Origin of the sequence: Parabacteroides caecihominis, assembly GCF_023656785.1 — a bacterium.
GTDB classification, from domain to species: domain Bacteria; phylum Bacteroidota; class Bacteroidia; order Bacteroidales; family Tannerellaceae; genus Parabacteroides; species Parabacteroides segnis.
The window spans coordinates 126,375-141,929 of sequence record NZ_JAMOKS010000015.1 but is presented as its reverse complement, the minus strand read 5'-3'; the positions used below and the strand labels follow the sequence as shown (position 1 = coordinate 141,929).

At 44.2% G+C, this 15,555-nt stretch carries 10 protein-coding genes; 2 read left to right on the top strand and 8 right to left on the bottom strand.

All coding sequences use genetic code 11. From position 1 onward, the window contains the following. Positions 1 to 5: 5 nt before the first annotated feature. Positions 6 to 488 carry a ferritin gene (locus NBH14_RS14370; protein WP_186958992.1) on the bottom strand — a complete coding sequence of 161 codons (483 nt, stop codon included), beginning with the start codon at positions 486 to 488 and terminating at the stop codon, positions 6 to 8. A 64-nt stretch (positions 489 to 552) separates the two neighbouring features. Then, positions 553 to 1,887 carry an NADP-specific glutamate dehydrogenase gene (gene gdhA / locus NBH14_RS14365; protein ID WP_007657303.1) on the bottom strand — a complete coding sequence of 445 codons (1,335 nt, stop codon included), beginning with the start codon at positions 1,885 to 1,887 and terminating at the stop codon, positions 553 to 555. A 260-nt stretch (positions 1,888 to 2,147) separates the two neighbouring features. On the opposite strand from gdhA, the gene NBH14_RS14360 reads away from it, so the two are divergent. After that, the gene (locus tag NBH14_RS14360) at positions 2,148 to 5,105 is read left to right on the top strand and encodes a PEP/pyruvate-binding domain-containing protein (RefSeq protein ID WP_186958991.1); all 2,958 of its coding nucleotides are present in this window, start codon (positions 2,148 to 2,150) and stop codon (positions 5,103 to 5,105) included. Between the two features lie 249 nt (positions 5,106 to 5,354). Beyond that, complete coding sequence (locus NBH14_RS14355; protein WP_186958990.1) at positions 5,355 to 7,676, top strand: sensor histidine kinase; 2,322 nt, start codon at positions 5,355 to 5,357, stop codon at positions 7,674 to 7,676. Positions 7,677 to 7,714: 38 nt separating this feature from the next. Here NBH14_RS14355 and NBH14_RS14350 read toward each other — a convergent pair whose 3' ends face one another. The 6 genes from NBH14_RS14350 to NBH14_RS14325 all read right to left on the bottom strand — a co-directional run bounded on the left by NBH14_RS14350 (position 7,715) and on the right by NBH14_RS14325 (position 15,545). Beyond that, positions 7,715 to 8,710 carry a metallophosphoesterase family protein gene (locus NBH14_RS14350; protein WP_186958989.1) on the bottom strand — a complete coding sequence of 332 codons (996 nt, stop codon included), beginning with the start codon at positions 8,708 to 8,710 and terminating at the stop codon, positions 7,715 to 7,717. A gap of 13 nt (positions 8,711 to 8,723) precedes the next feature. Beyond that, entirely contained in the window at positions 8,724 to 9,626 is a 903-nt protein-coding gene (locus tag NBH14_RS14345) for an alkaline phosphatase family protein (RefSeq protein ID WP_186958988.1), read from the bottom strand. 83 nt (positions 9,627 to 9,709) lie between these two features. Beyond that, the gene (locus tag NBH14_RS14340; RefSeq protein ID WP_186958987.1) at positions 9,710 to 10,780 is read right to left on the bottom strand and encodes a metallophosphoesterase; all 1,071 of its coding nucleotides are present in this window, start codon (positions 10,778 to 10,780) and stop codon (positions 9,710 to 9,712) included. A gap of 23 nt (positions 10,781 to 10,803) precedes the next feature. Further along, positions 10,804 to 12,849: a BNR-repeat neuraminidase N-terminal domain-containing protein gene (locus NBH14_RS14335; protein ID WP_186958986.1), complete on the bottom strand. Its 2,046-nt coding sequence runs from the start codon at positions 12,847 to 12,849 to the stop codon at positions 10,804 to 10,806. Positions 12,850 to 12,860: 11 nt separating this feature from the next. Continuing rightward, the gene (locus tag NBH14_RS14330; RefSeq protein ID WP_128133749.1) at positions 12,861 to 13,892 is read right to left on the bottom strand and encodes an endonuclease/exonuclease/phosphatase family protein; all 1,032 of its coding nucleotides are present in this window, start codon (positions 13,890 to 13,892) and stop codon (positions 12,861 to 12,863) included. Between the two features lie 90 nt (positions 13,893 to 13,982). Then, entirely contained in the window at positions 13,983 to 15,545 is a 1,563-nt protein-coding gene (locus NBH14_RS14325; protein ID WP_186958985.1) for a SusD/RagB family nutrient-binding outer membrane lipoprotein, read from the bottom strand. Positions 15,546 to 15,555 lie beyond the last annotated feature (10 nt).

Below are 15,555 nucleotides of genomic sequence, written 5' to 3'. Positions count from 1 at the left end.
AGAAATTATCTTTTGCCAAGTTCATGATCCAGAAGGATGGCATGATGTTCGCCGTACAGCTTCAACTTGTCGACGATTGCTTTTGCTGTCGATTCTTCTTCTACCTGTTCGCGAACGAAACCGTATAAAAAGTCTTTGGCTGCATGATCGTTGTCTGCTTCTGCAATATCGACCATCTTGTCAATCAGTTCTGATACATGTACTTCGTGTTTGTAGACATGTTCGAATACTTCCAGTGGAGTACCCCATGCAGTCGGAACGACATTGATCTGATTGATGACGATGTCGCCACCGCGGTCGATAGCGAAATCGATCATTTTGTGGGCATGTTCCATCTCTTCTTCAGCCTGTTTCCGCATCCAGTGTGCACAACCGTTCAGTCCTGCTTTCTGGAAATAGATCGACATTGACAGGTACAGGTTTGAAGACCACATTTCAGCTTCTACCTGTTCATTGAAAGCTTTTGATAAGTTCTTACTTAAGATCATAATATTTTACTTTTATTGAGTTGTATTTGTATAAAATTGGTCACAAAAAGTGTGCCAGACTATTTTATACAATACCTTGTGCCATCATGGCTTTGGCAACTTTCATGAAGCCGGCAATGTTGGCACCTTTCACATAGTTCACATAATTACCGTCTTTACCGTGGGCGACACATTGTTCGTGAATAGCGCCCATGATCTGATGCAATCTGGCATCCACTTCATCGGCAGTCCAGGAGATATGCATGGCATTCTGTGTCATTTCCAGTCCAGAAGTAGCTACGCCGCCGGCATTAACCGCTTTGCCCGGAGCAAATAGTTGTTTGTGTTCGATAAACAGGTCGACTGCTTCGGCCGTGCATCCCATGTTGGAAACTTCGGCAACGCATAACGTTTTGTTCTCGATCAGCTTGCGGGCATCATCGGCATCCAGTTCGTTCTGTGTGGCGCAGGGTAGGGCGATATCCACTTTCTGTTCCCAGGGTTTCTTGCCGGGATAGAAAGTGGCGTTGGGATATTCGTCGGCATAAGGAGCCACGATATCGTTGCCACTGTTACGCAGTTCCAGCATGTATTCGATTTTATCACCCGAAATACCGTCCGGATCATAAACATATCCGTCCGGACCGGAGATGGTTACGACTTTGGCTCCCAATTCGGTCGCTTTCTTCGTTGCTCCCCAGGCTACATTTCCGAAGCCGGAAACGGCAACTGTCTTACCTTTTATATCTATGCCGTGAGTTTCAAGCATTTGATGTACGAAATATAAAGCACCGTATCCGGTTGCTTCCGGACGAAGGATCGAACCTCCGAACTCCATGCCTTTACCTGTAAAAGTACCGGTGTTTTCGCGAGCCAGTTTCTTGTACATGCCATACATATAACCGACTTCACGTCCGCCAACGCCAATGTCGCCTGCCGGAACATCGCGGTCCGGTCCTAGGTTACGCCACAGTTCCATGATAAAAGCCTGGCAGAAACGCATGATTTCTGCGTCGCTCTTGCCACGGGGTGCAAAATCGGACCCACCTTTACCGCCGCCCATCGGCAGGGTTGTCAGCGCATTTTTGAACGTTTGCTCGAAGCCCAGGAACTTCAGGATAGATAAGTTTACCGACGGGTGGAAACGGATTCCTCCCTTATACGGGCCAATCGCATTATTAAATTGTACGCGATATCCTAAATTAACTTGCACTTCACCTTTATCGTCTACCCAAGGTACACGGAAAGTAAAAATGCGTTCGGGTTCAACCAACCGTTCGATGATTTTGGCTTTCTCGAACTCTGGATGCTGGTTATAAACCTCTTCTATTGATAAAAGAACTTCTTTCACGGCCTGCAAGTACTCTTTTTCACCCGGGTGCTTTGCTTCCAGTGCAGATAAAATAACTTCTGTCTTCATAGCGTTTCTTGCTTTTAGGAATAACAATGTGTAGGCAAATGTAGCGAATCCTATGGAATGACCAAGTGTTTTGCTTACTTTTTGATAGTGAAATTTATGTTTTTGATGCATATTTTGGAATAGAGAGAGGAGGCAGAGTTTCTGAAAGAGGTTGTTCGTTTGAAGTTTTTCGGTTATTTGTGGTGATTGGGATATGATTATGTAACCTACCTAGCATATTTTTCCTTATTTTTGGGCGCATATAATTCTATGAAATCATTATGAGCGGAATACCGGACTTTCAGAACCTTGTGTTTAAAGACACATCATTCGCCAATCTAATGAATAAGCGTATATATAATGTACTGCTTATCGCTACAAAATACGACGCCTTTATGCTGGAAGACGACGGACGGGTAGATGAACAGATATTCAATGAATATACTTCACTCAGCCTGCGTTATCCTCCCCGTTTTACTCAGGTGACAACGGAAGAAGAGGCGCTTGCCGAACTAAAAGATCGTAATTTCGAATTAATCATCTGCATGCCGAATATGGATAACCGTGATATTTTTGCGGCGGCAAAGGAGATAAAGATACATTATCCGAATATCCCGATCGTGGTGCTCACGCCTTTCTCGAAAGAGGTCTCCAAACGTATTGCCAATGAAGACTTGAGTGCGATAGATTACGTATTCAGTTGGTTGGGCAATGCCGAGCTGCTGTTGGCTATTATCAAACTGATCGAGGATAAGATGAATGCACCCGATGATACGGCAAGTGTCGGGGTACAGATCATCTTGCTGGTGGAAGACTCCATCCGTTTCTATTCGTCTGCTTTGCCCCATCTGTATAAATTCGTATTGGAACAGAGCCAGATGTTTGCGAAGGAAGCGTTGAACGGTCACCAGCAAACCCTCCGGATGCGTGGTCGTCCCAAAATTAAGCTAGCCCGTACTTATGAAGAGGCTGTCCGTATTTTTAATCAATACCGGGATAATATGCTCGGTATCGTTTCGGATATGAGCTTTATGCACGACGGGGTGAAAGACCCCTATGCCGGATATAAGTTTGGGCAGTATGTCCGCAAGACCGGATTGATCATTCCTTTTGTGCTGGAATCGTCCGAGTCGAGCAATAAAGTATATGCCAAAGAGTTGGGAGCCTCGTTTATCGATAAGAATTCGAAAAGTTACCCGCAGGATTTGCGTAAGAAGATCATGCAACGTTTCGGGTTCGGCGATTTTGTAATCCTGAATCCGCAGACGAAGGAAGAGATTATGCGTATCAAAGATTTGAAGGACTTGCAAAAGAAAGTGTATCAGATTCCCGACGATTCGCTGGTCTATCACCTTTCGCGCAACCATTTCTCCCGTTTCTTTTATTCGCGTGCCATGTTTCCGCCGGCAGAAGTGTTGAAGCGGGTCGATGTAAGCGATTATAAGGATATGGATGAAGCACGTAAGCTGATATTCGACCTGATTGTGCAGTACCGGCGCATGAAAAATTCCGGTGTCGTGGCTATTTATCAGAAAGACCGTTTCGACGAATACAGTAACTTTGCTCGTATCGGTGACGGTTCGTTGGGAGGAAAGGGTAGAGGACTGGCTTTTATGGGCGCGATGGTCAAGCGTTATCCCAAACTGGAGACGGAGAACTTTAACACGAATATTCCGAAGACCGTTGTGATCTGTACGGATATCTTCGATGAGTTCATGGAGACAAACGAACTTCTGCCCGTCGCCTTGAGTGATGCGGATGACGAAACGATACTGAAATACTTCCTCCGTGCCAGTCTGCCGGCCAGTTTGATCGATGACTTGATGGCTTTTTTCGATGTGGTGAAAAGCCCGATAGCCGTCCGTTCGTCCAGTTTGCTGGAAGATTCGCATTATCAACCGTTCGCCGGGATTTATTCTACCTATATGATTCCCCGGTTGGAAGATAAATATGAAATGCTCCGCCTGCTGAGCGATGCGATCAAGGCGGTTTATGCATCTGTCTTTTACCGTGACAGTAAGGGATATATGACTGCTACATCCAACCTGATCGACCAGGAAAAGATGGCGATCGTTTTGCAGGAAGTGGTGGGAAACCGTTACAACGATCATTTCTACCCGACTATCTCCGGCGTGGCCCGTTCGCTGAATTTCTACCCGATCGGTAATGAAAAGGCGGAAGACGGAATTGCCAATATTGCCCTCGGTCTGGGTAAATATATCGTAGATGGCGGACAGACGTTGCGTTTCTCTCCCCGTCATCCGCACAATATCTTGCAGATGAGTACGATGGATTTTGCCCTCCGTGAGACGCAAACCCGTTTCTATGCACTCGACCTGAAGAACCTGGCGGAACAGTTCTCTATCGATGATTCGTTTAACCTGCAACGATTAGGATTGAAGGAAGCCGATGCGGACGGTTCTCTGAAATATATTGTTTCCACTTACGATCCGTATGATCAGATTATCCGTGACGGTTATTATCCCGGTGGTCGTAAAATCCTGTCGTTCGTAAATATTCTCCAACACGACGTTTTCCCTCTGGCGAAGACGTTGGATGAGTTACTTCGCATCGGGCAGGCCGAGATGGGACGTCCTGTTGAAATAGAGTTTGCGGTAAATGTCGATCCGAACAACCACGACAAGGCAACTTTCTATCTCCTTCAAATTCGTCCGATCGTCGATAATAAGGAAATTATGGATGAAGACCTGACGCAAGTCAGCAATGAAGAAACGATCCTTTCGTCCACCAGCGTGCTCGGTCATGGCATCGTGACGGATGTGCAGGATATTATCTATGTAAAGAGCGGTGCTTTCAACTCGTCGAACAACCAGTTGATAGCCTATGAAATAGAAAAACTGAACCGTCGTTTTACGGAAGAAGAGAAGAATTACGTGCTGGTCGGTCCCGGACGTTGGGGAAGCAGTGACCATTGGCTGGGGATTCCGGTGAAGTGGCCGCATATCAGTAATGCCCGTGTAATCGTGGAGTGTGGTTTGGAAAATTATCGTGTCGACCCAAGCCAGGGAACGCATTTCTTCCAGAACCTGACATCCTTCGGTGTCGGATATTTCACCATCAACCCGTTTAAGGGAGACGGCTGGTTTGACGAGGAGTATCTGAATGCCTTGCCGGCTGTCGAGGATACCGAATATCTGCGGCATATCCATTTCGACAAGCCAATCGTCATTAAGATGGACGGAAAGAAGAGTTTGGGTGTGGTGTTGAAACCGGAATAATAAATAAAAGGCGGAGCTTTGATATAAGGCTCCGTTTTTGTTTGGCAGAGAGACTAAGCGGTATCATTGTCTGGTTGCGCATAAAAAACCTTTTGTTTCTCATGATTTATTTCGGTTGATCTTTTTTTAGTCTTACTTTATTGTTTTACATTTGCAAAAGTAAGATAACGCATGAAAACTAAAACTTGTATGTCGTATGGCTGCATCAGGTGGACATGTTGAGTATTTGGGCGGATAAAAAGGGAACAAATGGAACAGTGCGAAGTGGAATCCGGTGGGAATAAGGATATTTCTTCTGATGGGGAAATATCCCGATTAATACAAGATCAATTCCTGTTCACGGAGAGTATTTATGCAAGTTTACCGATAAGTATTGAGATTTATGATGCAAACGGAGTCCTGCGCAGTATAAATGACAGTGCTTTGCGAATGTATGGAGTGGATGACAAGGCGACTGTTATCAATAAAGTAAATCTTTTCAATAGTCCTTATGTTGATGATGCACTGGAGGCTAAAATAAGGTTGGGGAAGGATATTATCCTGGAGTTTGAATATGACTTCGACCGGATAAATAACAAGGCCTACTATTCGTCCAATAATAAAAATACAATGATTTATAAAGTCCAGGTAGTTCCTGTGAGGAGTAAACGGGGAACTATTATCGGGCACATATTACTTTCCAATGATGTAACGGATGTAAAAGAGGTTGAGTTTCGTACGGAAGAGACTAAGAAGAATCTGGAAATGGCAATGGATGCAGCTCATATGTCATCCTGGGTGTATGATGTGGATAAGGAATCCTTCGATCCGTTGTACGGAGATGTTGTCGCCACAGATAATATGCCAATGGAGGAGCTGCTGAGTGTGTTGCATCCCCAGGACCGTGATCCGTTGCGCCGGCTTTTTTTCCAATTGATCAGTAAGGAAGTTCAGTACGGACAAATGACGCTGCGCTTTTATAATGAACAGGAGAAGCAATACCGTTATTATGAAAGCAGGATGCGGCTCTCTTCTGCACATTTAGGTAAATTGCAAATCGTCGGTACACAACTGGATATAACGGAAAAGATTCTGTTGGCGAAAAAAACGCAGGATCTGATTGCCAAGCGTGAACTGGCGATGAAGGTCAGTAATATCGTCCACTGGGACTTTGACGTGCGGACGCAGAAATTCGAATCCTATAACGACCCGGTCAACGACTATGAAAGCAGTCGGTTGTTGGACCTGGATGAGTATATGGAAGTCATCCATCCCGAAGATCGTTCGGATTTTCGGCAGGCTATGCAACCGATGCTGGATGGTGAAGATGATACGATCAATTTCACTTGCCGCATACGGACGAAACGCGATGAGGTCTGGCAATATAGTGATTTCATAGGTGTTCCTTTCGAGAAGGATGAAAACGGGAATATCGTGCGGTTTACCGGCTTCCGGCAGAATATACCCAAGCTGCAGAAACTCAACCGGGAACTGAAAGACAGGAATAGCAGGATCGAACTTTCTTTTAGGACGGTCGGTATGTCTTACTGGGATTTTGATGTAAAGAACGACCGGTTTAGGGCATTCAATGATCCGGTAAACGACTATCATTCCGAGAAAACGATTTCTCCGGAAGAATATATTATGGCAACTCATCCGGAGGATCTTGAAGTTGTTCGCGGGTATATTGACCATATGCGTCGGGGAATTGATAAAGACTTCAATTTGAAATACCGTTCGAAGACGAAGTGGGATGACGAGTGGCAAACCTTGCTGGTTACCGGCATCCAGATCGAGAGAGACAGAGACGGACGTGTCACCCGTTATACCGGTATAACGATCAATAATACGAAGTGGGAGAAGATGATTCAGGAACTGAAGGAACTAAAGGAAAAGGCAGAGTTGTCCGACCGGCTCAAATCAGCTTTTCTCGCCAATATGAGTCATGAGATACGGACGCCCCTGAATGCCATAGTCGGTTTTTCGGAATTGCTTTTGAGTTGTGATGACGTGGAAGAGAAAGAGGAATATGTAAATATAATTCAGTCCAACAATGAGCTGCTGCTGCGGTTAATCAATGATATTCTCGATCTGTCGAAGATAGAATCGGGTATTGTCGAACGGAAGGATGAGACTTTTAACTTGGCTAAAGTGTGCAGCGAACTCTATGCTACCATCCATCCGAAGATAACCAACCCGGCGGTTGAGTTTATCCTGGATACCTCCAGTCCTGATTGTTGTGTGTTTCTGGATCGGAACCGTCTGAAACAGGTATGGATGAATTTCCTGACCAATGCGATAAAATGTACACGGACCGGATATGTAAAAATGGGATATTCTGTCAAGGAAGATGGTTTCCGGATATATGTTGAAGATACGGGGATCGGTATTCCGGAAGAAAAGCATGACAAGGTTTTTGCGCGGTTTGAAAAACTGAATGAGTTTGCACAGGGGACAGGTCTCGGCCTGACTATTTCCAAAGCGATTGTTGAATCGACCGGAGGCGAAGTCGGTTTCACTTCCGTACTGGGTGCCGGATCAACTTTCTGGGCGTGGTTCCCTTGCTTCATAACAAAGCCCTCACAGCTTTGAGCGGAGAGGGCTTTGTTGTATAATATAATGTAGACCGGTCAGTCTTTCTTCTTAATGAAGTCTGACGGGTAATTCACCTTGTTGATGATCTCATTATCTTTCAGGCGTATCCAGGTTTTGAAACCATTCTCACCTTCCGTCATTTCAATCACACGGGCGCCATTTGTCAGGTTGTTGTAAACAGTGTTGCCACCGGTATAGCGGCCGTAAGCCAGCAGGATACCTTTCCAGTAAACGGCATAATCATCGTCGTGGTCGTGACCAACGAATACTCCTTGTATATCGCCCATTTCTTTCATGGAAGCGAACAGTCCGGAGTTGAGTTGCGGAGCGCAAGCCTTTTCCTTACGTGTTCCTACCAGAATGGCTGTTTCATCGGAAGCCGCCTGGTTGTATTCCGGCAGAGCGATATGGAAGAAAGCCAGTGAAGGAATCGGGGTACCTCCGTTCTGTTTGGTGTATTTGGCACTGTTCTCACGATACCATTGGATCTGGTCGAATTTGATATAATCGTATCCGCCGATGCCATTGATCTGGGAGTATGAATGTGAGTCCATGCAATAAAGGATGGTAGCATCCTTACTTCCATCCGATGATTTGACCGGTAGGATATAATTGCTTGCTCCCGATACACCTTTTACAGAATCTGTCAGGTTGTAGGGGATCGTTTTAATGATGTCGAACAATTCGGTGCGTGTCAGGCCCTGTTCGTTGTCGTGATTACCGAATGTCATTCCAAAAGGAATCTTACGGTCGGAAGCCAGTTTTAAGACTTTCCGCATGCCTTCTTCGGCTGGTTTCCCGTAGATCACATCGCCGGTGAAAAGAACCAGGTCCGGTTTTTCTGCATCCAGCACTTCATTGATCCTTTCAATCGAAATGGCCGATTTAGGATTCTCATATATATAATGTACGTCAGTAAACTGGACGATCTTGAACTTTCCGTCTTTATTGAACTTCAGTGACGGCTGTTGGGCGTTACCGTTCAACAGGCCACCCAACAGGAATAATGCACTTATAAATAACTGTTTCATTGTTTTCTCTTATTTATTTGAATACCGGCATCGGACGTCCGATCCATACCTGAGGCTGAGTCAGACCTAATAATTTAGCCAGTGTGGAAGCACAGTCGAACTGCATCATGCTGATGTCGTCAAAGCAATAGCCTTTCTTTACGTTCTTTCCTGCAATGATGAACGGAGTTTCCATCTCCTGCATTGTCTTGCCGCCATGTCCTTTGTTGATACCACCGTGGTCGGCTGTGATAACAAAAATAGTTTCATCCATTATGCCGGCTTTTTTTACTGCTTCAACGATCTGTCCGATATAGCCGTCCAGTTCTTTCAGCTTGGCGTAGTAAGAAGGAGTATCATGACCGTCTGCATGACCGATATGGTCCGGATTGTCGAAGATAACAGCGCACAGATTCGGCTTTTTCTCTGTGATATATTTAACGGCTATTTCTGTCAGTGCTGTCGGGTTTGTGTTATAATCAGGACCTTGTGCGTGATAGCTGAGTGACAATGTGTCTACCAGATATTTGATGCCGTCCCAGTCATAGATACAACCGATCTCCGCTTTCGGGTCGGCGTCACGGTATAGCTGGAATACTGTCGGGAAGATGCCGTGCTGGTTCAGTTCGCGTGAAGGAAGCTCCGGAGTCCGTGATCCCCATTCGGTATATCCGTGAATCTCAGGACCTGCACCCATAAACATGGAAGCCCAGTTCACTGCACTGGAAGAAGGTAATACGGAACGTTTTTTCAAGGTATAAGAACCGTCTTTCATAAATTGCTTGGTGACGGGCATCTCTGCTTTTTCCACACTATAAGCACCCCAGCCATCGAGGCCGATCCAGATTACGTGTTTGGCTTTTGGTTTGGCTGCAAAAGCCGAACTGATTGTAACGATGGCTAAAACCAGAATAAGTAATAAATTTCTTTGTTTCATGATATGTGTTTAAATTTTGTATTAGTTCACCAAAGGTATGTATAATTGGCTCGAATACCCAATTATCATAAGTTCTTTTATCATTATTTTATAGTAATATCGAATTGATCGTACGACTCGGTCCTCCAGGATTTATCAGCCGTTGTCGGGGAGATAGCGAAGAGGGGAGAGAATGTTTTTATCTTGATCGTCTGTCCGTCAGGCATAAACTCCATAATCCGTAACCAGCCGTCACCTCCGTTGCCATGCCAGAAACCGTCAGCCGTCTGGGCGTTGAACATCATCTGCGGAATATCTTTGCCGGTTGCATTCTTTTCGATACTGAAACCTACATTATCTTTATGCGGAGCAATTTCACATTCATGTCCACAAATGACCATGCAGATGTTTTTGGACGGGTAGACCAGCTTTTGCCAGATGGCTTCCCCATAGTTTGCCGGAGATATTTTATAGTTCTCTTTCAGGCGCCGTTTTCCTTCGGCGGTCAGATAGGAGTGAGTCAGGAGGATCACTTTATGATCGGTATATTTGGGTTTCTCCGTAACTGCTTTTGCCCATTCGATAGCTTCGTCACGTGGGGCAAACTCTAAAGAGATCACCAGGATTTTGCCCCATGTTTCCGTATTGAATTCATAAGCAGCATTTTCGAGTGTCGGGATTCCCTGATAGTTGTTTCCTACTTCGACCAGTGAGTTTCTCCAGCAGGAGTTTCTTTCTGACGGGAAATATTCCGGTAGCCGGCATAAACGGTTTTCCGCCTTTTCGTATCCGTAATCATGGTTTCCTGTACAGACAACATAAGGCAGTTTATTATCCAGTCGGGCAAAGGCTTGTGAAGCTGCTTTCCATTGTTCTTCGCTGGTTTGGTTTCCGTTCACTCCGTCGGGGATACGGATTTCGTTCTGCTCCACCAAATCTCCGGTACAGAGCACTGCTTCGATATTCAGTCTCTCCTTATTGTTTGCCGTCCACGCGGTCATCAGTTCGAATAAAGGCTGGTTTACATCGAATTTCGTGTAACTCTGCGGGTCCGGCAACAGGATCATGGAAAATGATTTGTCGTCCGTTAATTTGGGCTGCACAGGCTGAACCTGTGCGGTAATTGTTGCCAGGTTGAATAGGCCGGCGGCGAATAAAAGAAGTCCTTTTTTCATGTGTATTTAGTTTTAAATTGTAGTTATTTCTCGGATGGTGATATTATTTCAAAGACAGTCAGGACAGCGGCATGATCGGAGGCCCAGACATCATCGATCTCCGGTGCTGTTTTTACTATTTTGGAAGAAACAGCTTTGATATTCTTTCCTTTGTAATAGAGAAAGTCAATACGGCTGACCTGGAGTTGTCCGTAAATAACGGCAAATGTCCCTTCCGGACGGGCTACTTCATCCGAATTGATTTCACGGAAGCTGTCTTTAAATCCTTCGTCCAGCATATACTGCGAGATAGGGAAAGGTACGGGACCATATCCGAAATGTATGGGGGCAGCTGCCTGGGTCCAGTCCAGATGGCTGCAAGAGTTAAAGTCACCTCCGATAATAATGGGAGTATCGTCATCCGTCAGATAAGGTTTCGTATCCTTTTCCATAATATGTTGCATATCTGCCAAACCGCGTAGGGCATCTTCTGCCACCCAAACCGAAGTGTTATGTCCTATATTGGGGTAATTGCAGGAATATTCCGGGTTATAAGCATAACGTAACCAGCAGGCGTTAACTAATAGTTGTCGGTTGCCGGGTAATGTTAGTTTCACGGGGTTGGAGTTGAAACTCTTCTTTGTCGGTATAACTTCAGTTATAGGATAACGGCTGAAGAGAACCAGATTGTCTTTCAGGGAAGGTGTTTGCATATAATATCCCAGTGAGTCTTTGATCCGTTGCTGACCTCCGTAGCCTTCCTGCATGGTAACAATATCGGCATTGGATGCCTTTACGAGATCTATAACCCGGCTGAGTCCGTCATTTCCGACATGAACACCTCCGTGCCAGATGTTCCATTGCAGGACTTTCACGATGTTGGGATTGTTTTTGCTGCTTTCCGTGATTCTTTTTTCAATGATACCGTCACTAACTTCCGGAGTATATCCGGTTTTTCCCAGTTTGAAAGAAGGTACGGATATTTTTATTTTGTTACCGGTGATGGCTTTTTGTGCTATATCGGCTGTGACCAGTAAATAATTGATACCAGGAGTCAGTGTTACGACACCCTGTTCATCTTTAAAAGTCATTTTCTTTTGAGGCTTTTCTCCTTTACCGAATAATTCGGTTTTGACTCCTGATCGGGCGGTTTTTCCCGTATAATATACGTGAAGACTGTTTATATCGGATAAAGCAGTTGTTTCAGATAAATCAAGAGAAAGTTCTGTCAGGCGTAACGGGGTCTGGCTTCCGGTAACAGCTATTCTTAATTTAAGGACCTGATCATCCTGGCTTCCCTGGTCGACATCCCATTCGCTATCGATAACGACTGCGTTGAATAATTCCTGCTGTTTATCCGGTTTTATGAATTTGGGGTTATCGTTTACTACGGTATAGGCCAGTGGAACAGAACTGTTGTATTTGTTTCTGCCGTTTCTTAGATGGTATCCAAGATCTCCTTTTCCCACCCAGTTGGTTGAAACATCTTCGATACCGTCATCGAAGTTATAGTAGGCAACCAGCGTGCCAAACTGGGGATGAGTCGGTTCAAGCGGTTTCCCCATCCACTCTTTTAATGTTTCGGTTGATACTGCCGAGTTCCATATGCGGACTTCGTCCATTAACCCGCCGAACGTTGTCGGTTCACCTTCATTTACTCCAATTGCTCCAGGCAATACGGATATGGCAGTCGTTTTACTGTCGACAACTTCTCCATCCAGATACAGCTTGGTGACAACCCCGTCACAACTTAATGCCACATGATGCCACTGGTCATCCAATACATCCTCCGACCATAAATCGGCCCATGTGTTATGCAGCCTGCCATTCTCGATAACAAGCGGCAGATAATCCGCTATATTCAACAGGCTGTATTCTCCTCCCCCGAAGATAACTTCAAGATCTTTCCATGAATTATCATCACCTTTGATCCAAGTCTCCAGTGTCCATGAGTCTTTCAGGATGCCGATACCGGTACGGACATTGTTATCTTGCCCGTCCAGGTGAAGGGCAAGATTATCGTTTGAGGCGTGTATAAAAGATAAATTTGTAAAAAGGCTGATAAATAAAAGAGTGAATATGTATTTCATGGTATTTTATTTTAATGTTTTAGTTTGAAGGTCGCCAGGACTGCTTTATGATCTGTTGGCCATGTTCCGGTAGGTTGTATAAATTTGTCCTTGCTGTTTTCTTCAGCGCGTTCACCTCGGATTATAGATTTCCGGGGACCTACCACGGCGGCATCTATTAACTTTAATTTTTTGTTAGGTTTGAAATAGATAAAATCGATACGGTCTCTTTCATCGGCTTCCGGAGCCCAGGCCAGTTTTTTTACATCGACATCGGGATTGTCTGATGGAAACGTGAAACCGGGATGTGTCACAGGATCAGGATATACTTCACGATAAGCATCTTTAAACCCGTTTTCCTCTAGAAGGACAGAACAATCCCAGCGTACGACCGTTCCATTGTGATCCCACAGGTCTTTTGTGTTTTCCTTCCAATCCAGATGGGACGGTTCATTGAAGTCTCCTCCCAGGAGGATGATATTCCCTTTTTCATTTTCGACATCTTCGATTACTCCCCGGATAGCTTCATCCCGTAGGGATTCATTATTGGCCTTTTCTATTTCCCGGGAGTCAAGAACCGGTGCGTCCAGTTTTTTCCAGGTAACGCCACTGTATCCGCGTGGCAGATAACAGGCATAATGCGTATAATCCAAATGGGCGGAATAGACAACAATGGTTTGCCCTTCGATTTCGATACGGGCTTTGAGAACTGACCCTGCATCATTTTTGAGAGGATAATTCGGCCGTTGTTCCTGTATTTTGTATTTGGAAAGGATACCGACATCCAAAGTACTGGTTTCGCCGTAATAATTAACACCTCTATCTTTTAATGCCTGCAAAATGCGCGGAATAAATTGTTTACCGTGGTAGTTTCTTACTTCACTGAACAGGACAATATCCGGAGACAACCGGCTGACTTCGTCTGCTATGGCATCGAACCCACCATCCACCATCGTACCTTCCTGCCAGATATTCATTTGCAGAACAGTCAGCTCTTTACTTTTTCCATAAAGCGTACAAGAACAAATCAATAGAATTAGAAGTGTAAAATTATATTTTTTCATGATATTCAAAGTGTATAATAAAGATGTACTCTATGAAAGATAGAGCGGTCTATATTCAAAGAGTACATCAAAAGTAGTAATATAAATTGATTATTTAATTATCCACATAATTTTGTTTACATCCTCGGAACCTCCCCATTGGCGGTTAACAGCATTGATCAGTTGTTCTTTATTGTAGTTTGTCTCAGATTCAGGATATAACCATCTTACTGGTATTTTATATTTGTCGTCATTCAAGTTTGTTTCCGGGTTGATCGGTAATTCCGGATAACCTGTACGTCTGTAATCATAATAAGAGTCCCAAGCAAGGTGGAAATAAGAAGCTAAGAATGCTTGCATCCATATTTGTTTAAGCCGGTCGAGTGATGTCCCATTTGTTTTATAAGTTACATCTTCCCCTTTTATATATTGGGAAATGTATTCATCGGTGATGATCATTCCTTGATTATATTCAGGAGAAGAAACCGTTGTGCGAACGAATTCAAAAGAGGCGCGGATACCTTTTTCATAATAATTTTGAGCAGAACCGCTAATCCATCCTTTTTCAGCAGCTTCAGCCAATACAAAATTCATATCAGCATATCCCAATCGTATAGAAGGTACTCCGACATAATCTGTGCGATAAATATCGTTGGGGCGGCAATGCATTTTGTTAGAGATCTTTTTTTGTTCCGTGTTGAATAATCCTGCGGCTTCAACTCCCTGATACGCATTCCAATCATTTTTTTCCAACAAGGTTTCGCCTTTCGGCAGATATGTTGGATCTGTCAGAGCCTGCATTGGGGCAAAATAAGAGAATAACCGATAATCTTTGTACTTTTTCAGCGGATCGATCAAAGTGGTTGTTCCTGCATACACATTGATACTTCTTGTTATATCCTGATGAAAAGGATTTTTCTGACCATCCTTATTGGAATAAGTAACCTGGAGGTTGTCATCATTTCCTTCAAAAAGATTTCCTTCTTTTACAATTTGTGAAAATTTTTCTTTGATCTGTAATTCAGGTGTGTCATCCGCTCTTTTCTGTAAAGCCATCAATACTTTCAGGCGGAGCACATTGGTTGCTTTTCTCCATTTAGCAGGATCACCGTTGTAAAACGGATCACCACTGATACCTTCCGTCGCTTTGGCAAAATGACTGTCAGCCTGTTCCAGATCATTGAGTATTCCTTTGAATACCTCTTTTTGTTCATCATATTTAGGATATCTGAACTCATTGACTTGAAGCGCTTCACTATAGGGAATGTCTCCCATATCCATTGTTGTCCGGTAAAATGCCCAACCTTTTAAGTAATAATAGAGTCCGGTATAAGCATCTTTATTGGATTCAGAGGCTAATTCAACCATTTTCTGTGCATTGGTAAGTCCCTGTATGGCGCTGAAGCTCCCTTTTTCCACACGATTGTATTGATAATTATCCATTTGTTCTCCCCAGAACATGCGTTTGCACATGAATTCATTATTGTCGCTACTTGCAGATTTTACATGATCCAGTATCACTTTAGTGGCAAGTAGTGCCGGAGTAACTTTTGTTGTGGCGTCAGGATTGGTATTCAGATCATCAAAAGATGATGTACATCCATTCCAGATCATAGATATTCCTATTGCACTGAAAGCAAATAAAGATTGCTTTATATATTTCATTGTTTTCATATATTTTACC